The organism is Streptomyces lonarensis (assembly GCF_012033735.1).
Taxonomy (GTDB): Bacteria; Actinomycetota; Actinomycetes; order Streptomycetales; family Streptomycetaceae; genus Streptomyces; species Streptomyces lonarensis.
Genome location: NZ_JAAVJD010000274.1, coordinates 1 through 6,245, shown reverse-complemented (window position 1 = coordinate 6,245; position 6,245 = coordinate 1). Strand labels below are relative to the sequence as shown.

Genomic DNA, 6,245 nt, shown 5'->3' with positions numbered 1-6,245 from the left:
GCGCCGCCGCCGCGCAGCGGCGCTGGGCGGCGCTCGCCCCGGCCGACCGCGCCCGGCTGCTGCGGCGGTTCGCCGCGGAGGTCGACGCGCACCTGGAGGAACTCGCCGCCACCGAGACCCGCGAGGCCGGCCACCCACTGGCCGGCTCCCGCTGGGAGGCGGGAAACGTCCGCGACGTGCTGGAGTACGCCGCCGGGGGAGTGGAACGCCTCAACGGCCGCCAGATCCCGGTGGCCGGCGGGATCGACCTCACCTTCGCCGAACCCCTGGGCGTCGTCGGCGTCATCGCGCCGTGGAACTTCCCCATGCCGGTGGCCGCCTGGGGCAGCGCCCCCGCGCTCGCCGCCGGCAACGCGGTCCTCCTCAAACCCGCCGAGGCCACGCCGCTCACCGCACTCCGGCTCGCCGAACTCGCGCTCGCCGCGGGCCTTCCCGAGGACCTGTTCCAGGTGCTGCCGGGAGCGGGCGACATCACCGGCGCCGCCCTCGTCGACCACCCCGGTGTCGCGAAGATCGTCTTCACCGGCTCCACCGCCGTCGGCCGCGGCATCATGACCCGTTGCGCCGCCACCACCAAGCGGCTCACCCTCGAACTCGGCGGCAAGAGCCCCAACATCGTCTTCGCCGACGCCGACCTGGAGCGCGCCGCTGCCGCCGCCCCCGGCTCCTTCCTCGACAACACCGGCCAGGACTGCTGCGCACGCAGCCGCATCCTGGTCCAACGCGACTGCTACGACAGGTTCCTCACGCTGCTGGAGCCGGCCGTGCTCGCGCTGCGCACCGGGGACCCCACCGACCCCGCCACCGACCTCGGGCCGCTGATCTCCGCCGCCCACCGGTCCCGCGTCCGCACCCTGGTGCCCGAGTCCACGCCCGCGGCCATCCGCGGCAGCGTCCCCGAGGGCCCCGGGTACTGGTACCCCGCCACCGTGCTGGAGGCCGACCAGGCGCCCGAACGCGCCCTGAGGGAGGAGGTCTTCGGGCCCGTCGCCGTCGTGATCCCGTTCGAGGACGAGGCGGACGCCGTCCGGTTGGCGAACGCCACCGACTACGGCCTGGCCGGTTCGCTGTGGACCCGCGACATCGGCCGCGCGCTGCGCGTGGCCCGCGCCGTCACCGCCGGCAACCTCTCCGTCAACTCGCACAGCGCCGTCCGGTACGCCACCCCCTTCGGCGGGTTCAAGCAGTCCGGGCTGGGACGCGAGTTGGGCCCCGACGCCCTGGCCGCCTTCACCGAGACCAAGAACGTCTTCATCAGCACCGAGGAGAACCCGTGACCCAGCAGCCCGACGCAACCGCCCCCGCCGCAGCGCCGGTCTGCCGGCGCCTCGTGGGCCGCACCGCCGTGATCACCGGAGCCGGCAGCGGCATCGGACTCGCCTCGGCGCGGCGCCTCGCCGCGGAGGGCGCCAACGTGGTCTGCGCCGACGTGGACACCGCCGCGGGCGAGGCCGCCGCCCGCGAGACCGGCGGCCTCTTCGTCGCGACCGACGTCACCGACGCCGACCAGGTCGCCGCGCTCTTCGCCACCGCCCACGACACCTTCGGCTCGATCGACGTCTCGTTCCACAACGCCGGCATCTCACCGCCCGACGACGACTCCATCCTCACCACCGGCCTGGACGCCTGGCAGCGGGTGCAGCACACCAACCTGACCTCGGTCTACCTGTGCTGCCAGGCGGTCCTGCCCTACATGCGCGAACAGGGCCGCGGCTCCGTCATCAACACCGCGTCCTTCGTCGCCGTGATGGGCGCCGCGACCTCCCAGATCAGCTACACCGCCTCCAAGGGCGGCGTGCTGGCGATGTCCCGGGAACTGGGGGTGCAGTTCGCCCGGGAGGGCATCCGCGTCAACGCCCTGTGCCCGGGGCCGGTCAACACCCCGCTGCTGAAGGAGCTGTTCGCCAAGGACCCGGAGCGCGCTGCGCGCCGACTGGTGCACGTGCCGATGGGACGGTTCGCCGAACCCGAGGAGATCGCCGGGGCGGTCGCCTTCCTCGCCAGCGACGACTCCGCCTTCGTCAACGCCTCGTCCTTCCTGGTCGACGGCGGCATCTCGGGGGCCTACGTCACCCCGCTGTGACGATCGCCACCGGTCCGGAAACCGCCCGGTGCCGGGCGGAGGACACTCCCCCCGGCCCCCGCCGCCGCTAGGCTGCACGGGTGAGTATGACGATGCCGCCCGGCTGGTACCCCGACCCGGGTTACGCCGGCAACGGGCCCGCACCGGAACGCTGGTGGGACGGGACCAACTGGACCGGCCGCACGCGGGAGACGACCGCCGCCGAGACGGCGCCGCCGACCGCCGCGCCGACGGCCGACACCGCCGACCCGGCCGCCGCCCCGGCGAGCGGTGCCGCACGGCGCCGTGCCGCCCTGGTGGCGGCCGGTGGAGGGCTGGCCACGGCCGCGGTGATCGCCGCGCTGCTGGTCGGCGGTGACGACCCGGCACCGGACGCCCCCGTGGCCGGCGCCGACCAGCAGGACGCCCCCGACGGCGACGACGGCGACGAGGCCGACGAGGGGGCCGCCCCGGACGGCGAGTTCACCCGCTGGACCAGCGCGGCCCTGGGCGGTGCCGCGCTGCCGCTCCCCGACGGTTGGACCGAACGCCCCATCGACGGCGTCTCGGTCACCGGCGACGAGTACCCCTGCCCCCAGGACGGGGAGCGCCGCTGCGTCGTCGCCGGCGCGTTCCTCATCGAGGGCGAGGCCGGTACGGACCCGGGCGAGGCCGCGGCCGGCGACATCACCGTCCACGCCGACTCCTCGTTCTCCGAGGCCGCGTACGGGGGCGTCACCGAACGCCGCGAGGAACTCTCCGAGGACGTGACGGTGGCCGGCGCCACCGGCCACCGCGTGCGCCACCGGCTCACCACCGGCGCGGGAACCGAGGCCTACGCGGAGAGCATCGCTTTCCCCGCCCCCGACGGCTCCGGTGACACCCTCGTGCTGCGGCTCGGGTGGAACGCCGGGGAGACCGGGCCCGGCGAGGAGCTGATGGAGGCGCTCGTCGCCGGTGTGCGCCCCGCGCCCGCCACCTCGTCCGGTACCGATGTCTGAACGTCCGACCGTAGAGTGACCCCGGTCGTCCACGACGACGACCGGCGACCGGTGAGCAGGGGGCCAATCGATGACCACCGAGCAGGGCCGCACGCCCATCCGGCCCCGTCGCCCGGCGCCGCCACGACCCTTCGTGCCACCCCGGCCGCCCGTGCCCCCCACGGCACCCACCACCACGGGCAGCGGCGCGGTGCGCCCCACGCCGCCGCCTCCGGGCCACCGACCGATCCCGTCGCCGCTGCCGCGGCCGGTGCCGCACCCGACCGGGACGGTGCCGCGGGCCACCCCGCCGCCGCCCCGCATCACCGCGCAGCAGCGCGTCGCGCCCCCGCCGCGCGTCACGCCCCCTCCCCGCGTCGCCCCGCCGCCGGCGCGGGGACCGACGACGGACGGCCGGGGGCTCCGGAGGAGGCCCGGCCGCCGGCGTACGCCACGCGCGGCTCCGCGGAGCGGGTGCCGCCGCGGTGGGCGGAGGCGACGGCGGCCCTGGCGAGATCGGTCGAGCCGCTGGAGGCGGAGCCCGCCGTCCGGATCTCCGTGGCGGTCCTCGATCCCGTGACCGGGCACACGCTCCGCTACGGCGCAGGCCACTACGAGACGGCCAGCATCGTCAAGGTCAACATCGTGGCGGGGCTGCTGCTCCTCGCCCAGGACGAGGGGCGCCCGCTGACCGCCGAGGAGCGGCGGCTCGCCTCCGACGCCGTGCGGTCGAGCGACAACGACGCGACGCACGAGCTGTGGGCGATGATCGGCGCGGAGGAAGGGCTGGACCGCCTCAACGCGCGGTTCGGACTGGGCCTCACCCGCGGGGGCGAGGACGGCCACTGGGGGCTGACCCGTACCACCGCCGCCGACCAGATCACCGTGCTGCGCGCCGTGTTCGACCCTCGGTCCCCGCTCGCCCGCCCCGCACGGGCCTACCTGGAGCGGCTGATGGGGTCGGTCGCCGAGGGCCAGCGGTGGGGCGTGTCGGCCGCGGCCGCGGAGGCGGACGGCACCGCGCTGAAGAACGGCTGGCTGCCGCGCAGCCACACCGGGCTGTGGAACATCAACAGCATCGGCCGCGTCGAGGTGGACGGCCGGGAGTACCTGATGGCGGTGCTCTCCTCCGGGCACCGCACCGGCGACGCGGGCATCGAGCGGGTCGAGGCGGCCGCGCGCGCGGCGATGGACGTCATCCGGTCCACCGGTCGGGCCTGACGGCGGGGCCGGACGTCCGCCGCGGGGCTGCGGGCCCCACCCGGAAGAACAGCAGGGCGGCGGCGAGCAGGAACATCGCCCCCGCGGTGACCGCCGCCGGGGTGAGCCAGGGCGGTTCGCCCTCCTCGACCGGGCCGCTGCGCGGGCCGGGGCCGAAGTACTCGGCGGTGTGGGAGTTGGCCAGTGAGGCGGTCAGCGGCCGGTCGGTGCCCGCCGCCTCGATGGCGGCCGCCGGGTCGACCAGCCCGGCCCCGAGGGAGGCGCTGTGCCCCCCCTCGGGGGCGTCCCGGGCGGTGGTCGCCAGCAGGCGGCGCACCTCGGCCGGGGTGAGCTCCGGGTGGGCGGCCTTGAGCAGCGCCACGGCACCGGAGACGAAGGCCGCGGCCGCGCTGGTCCCCCACCCCTGCATGTACCGGTCGCCGGGCGCGGCGATGATGACGTCCTTGCCCGGGGCGCTGACCGACGCGTACCAACGGCGGGTGGAGAACGGTGCCCGGCTGCCGGCCCGGTCGACGGCGGTGACGGCGATGACGCCCGGGTAGCCGGCGGGGTAGGAGACCGGGTCACCGGACTCGCCGCCGTTGCCCGCCGAGGCGACCACCACCACCCCGTGCCGCAGCGCGTAGCGGATCGCCGCGTCCTCCTCGGGATCGGGGTGGGCGGACTCGCTGTCGTCGCCCAACGAGAGGTTGACGACGTCGGCCCCGTGGTCGACCGCCCAGCGGATGCCCTCGGCGACCGCGTTGCCGCCCTCGGCGCGCTTCTGCTTGCGCGCGGGGTCGTCCTCCTCCAGCAGCACCCGCACCGGCAGGATCTGCGCCTCCGGTGCGACGCCGACGACACCGCTCCCCCGGTCGGCGCCGTGGCCCCGGCCGGCGATGATCCCGGCCATCGCAGTGCCGTGCGCGGCCCAGGTCGGGTCGCCCGGCCCGGCGCCGTGCGGGACCAGGTCGGTGCCGTCCAGGACCGCGCCGGCCAGGTCGCGGTGCGAGGCGTCGACACCGGTGTCCAGCACGGCCACCACCACCCCGGCGCCGCGGGTCGTCTCCCACGCCGCGTCGGCGTTGACGGCGTCCAGCGCCCAGCGCTGCTGGTCGCGGATGGTGTCGGCGCGGGCGGTGGGGGCGGTGGTGAGGAGCAGCGCGAGGAGGGCGAGCAGGGTCAGCGCGAGGGCAGCGGGCGAGCGCCGGGAGCGGGTGGTCACGCAGCCTCCCCCGCGGTGTCGGCGGCCTTCCGGACGCGGCGTTCGATCCGGTCGGCGATGCCGCGGGTGTCGTGGCCGAGGCCGGCGAGGGCGGCGACCGAGCTCTCGTCGGGGGCGGTGGCGTCGGCCGCGGTCTGCGGCGGGCCGGCGGAGCGGCCGTCGGCGAAGCCGGTGACGGCGAACACGACGACGGGGGCGTCGGTCAGCACCCGCACGGTCCAGGTGGCGCGAGGCACGGCGCTCGCGTCGCCGTCGGGGTCGGCACCGGCGTGGTGGCGCGGCATCAGGTCGGCGCGGGTGGCGAGGCCGCGGTCGGTGAAGTCGCGGTGCAGCTCCCTGGTCTCCTCGGGACCGCCGCGGGTGAAGAGCAGCCCGACCGTGGTGACGCTGGTCTCCGTGTCGTCGGTGTAGGTGGCGCGGACCACGCGGTGGCAGCCGGCCGGGGCGAGCGCGTCGAGCAGGGCGGGGTCGAAGGCGTCCGCGCAGCCGCTGTCCGGGGCCACGCCGGTGCGTATCCAGACGCGGTCGGCGTCGCCGGGGCCGGCGCCCTCGCCGGAGATCCGCGGCGGGAAGAGCTCGTCGACGGGCAGGTCGCGCCAGAGGGCGCGGCGCTCGTCGAAGGCGCGCTCGGCCGCGGTGACCTCGGGGGGCTCGGTGGTGAGCCAGGTGCCGACCGCAGCACCGCCGAGCAGTCCGGCCGCGAGGGTCACGCAGAGCGCGGCCGCCGCCACGCGGAGCCGCCCCCGCGGAGGCCGGGGCGCGGCGGTCGCCGCCGGGG

At 76.8% G+C, this 6,245-nt stretch carries 6 protein-coding genes; 4 read left to right on the top strand and 2 right to left on the bottom strand.

What is annotated here, in order from left to right; all coding sequences use genetic code 11:
* From HCN56_RS22585 to HCN56_RS22570, 4 genes are all read left to right on the top strand, one after another.
* Positions 1 to 1,277, top strand: a 1,277-nt coding sequence (locus HCN56_RS22585) for an aldehyde dehydrogenase family protein (protein ID WP_167974042.1), incomplete at its 5' end; no start/stop codon positions are given.
* Entirely contained in the window at positions 1,274 to 2,083 is an 810-nt protein-coding gene (locus tag HCN56_RS22580; RefSeq protein WP_167974039.1) for a 3-oxoacyl-ACP reductase, read from the top strand. The genes HCN56_RS22585 and HCN56_RS22580, both read left to right, overlap by 4 nt.
* An 86-nt stretch (positions 2,084 to 2,169) precedes the next feature.
* Positions 2,170 to 3,063 carry a DUF2510 domain-containing protein gene (locus HCN56_RS22575; RefSeq protein ID WP_245246910.1) on the top strand — a complete coding sequence of 298 codons (894 nt, stop codon included), beginning with the start codon at positions 2,170 to 2,172 and terminating at the stop codon, positions 3,061 to 3,063.
* 453 nt (positions 3,064 to 3,516) lie between these two features.
* On the top strand, positions 3,517 to 4,263 hold the full coding sequence (locus HCN56_RS22570) for a serine hydrolase (RefSeq protein WP_209313064.1): 747 nt from the start codon (positions 3,517 to 3,519) through the stop codon (positions 4,261 to 4,263).
* On the opposite strand, the gene mycP is transcribed toward HCN56_RS22570, so the two are convergent.
* Entirely contained in the window at positions 4,238 to 5,467 is a 1,230-nt protein-coding gene (gene mycP / locus HCN56_RS22565) for a type VII secretion-associated serine protease mycosin (protein WP_312871381.1), read from the bottom strand. The two genes, HCN56_RS22570 and mycP, sit on opposite strands and share 26 nt — an antisense overlap.
* Positions 5,464 to 6,245: hypothetical protein (locus tag HCN56_RS26725; protein ID WP_245246907.1), on the bottom strand; the 782-nt coding region annotated here is incomplete at its 5' end. The genes HCN56_RS26725 and mycP, both read right to left, overlap by 4 nt.